This window comes from Candidatus Thermoplasmatota archaeon (assembly GCA_022848865.1).
Lineage (GTDB): Archaea > Thermoplasmatota > Thermoplasmata > RBG-16-68-12 > JAGMCJ01 > JAGMCJ01.
The window spans coordinates 1-800 of record JAJISE010000106.1 but is presented as its reverse complement, the minus strand read 5'-3'; the positions used below and the strand labels follow the sequence as shown (position 1 = coordinate 800).

The 800-nt window shown below is 56.2% G+C and carries 2 protein-coding genes; both read left to right on the top strand.

What is annotated here, in order from left to right; all coding sequences use genetic code 11:
* Nucleotides 1-332, top strand: a 332-nt coding sequence (locus tag LN415_09890; GenBank protein ID MCJ2557392.1) for a 4Fe-4S dicluster domain-containing protein, incomplete at its 5' end; no start/stop codon positions are given.
* Between the two features lie 6 nt (nt 333-338).
* Nucleotides 339-800, top strand: a 462-nt coding sequence (locus tag LN415_09885; protein ID MCJ2557391.1) for a hydrogenase iron-sulfur subunit, incomplete at its 3' end; no start/stop codon positions are given.

The following is an 800-nucleotide window of genomic DNA, read 5'->3' as shown; positions in this document are numbered from 1 at the left end:
CCGAGAGCGTCGCTCAAGCTGGCGCTGCGGCCAGCAAGGCACTGGGGCTGATCTCCCACAAGCGCCTCAGCCGGGAACCGACCATTGGCATCGTGGACGAATCGTCATGCAACGGTTGTTTCGAGTGCGAAGGTGTTTGTGCCTACGGCGCTATCGGGCCGCGGGAATTAACAGACAACAAAGGCAATCCCATCGCTACGGTGGCTTTTATCAATGAAGGCCTTTGTCAGGGGTGTGGTGTCTGCGCCGCAACGTGTCGCTCTAAGAGCATTGAGGTGCAGGGGTATCGAGATGACCAACTCTTTGCCGCGATTAATGCGATTCATGGGTAAGGTAGTATGATACAGGAAACAAGTGATTCAAGTGAACCATCAGAGTGGCAGCCGCGTATCGTGGCGTTTCTGTGCAACTGGTGCTCCTATGCAGGCGCCGACCTGGCAGGTATGAGCCGCCTGGTGTATCCCGCTGCGATCAAGATCGTGCGCGTACCCTGTTCCGGCCGAGTGGACCCTATGTTTATCATCAAGAGCTTTGAGCAAGGTGCGGACTTGGTTCTCGTATCGGGCTGCCATCCGGGTGATTGTCACTATACCAGCGGCAATTACCACGCCCGACGAAAACTGCTCGCCTTCCGTGAGTTGATAACGTTCCTCGGAATCGATCCGCGACGATTCAAGATCTCCTGGGTTTCTGCAGCAGAGGGCGCCAAGTGGTCGTCCCTCGTCTCGGAGATCACTGCTGAGGTCAAGGCCCTGGGACCCTTTGAAACATACTCTGAAATCCTGACTGGAGAGACCGGC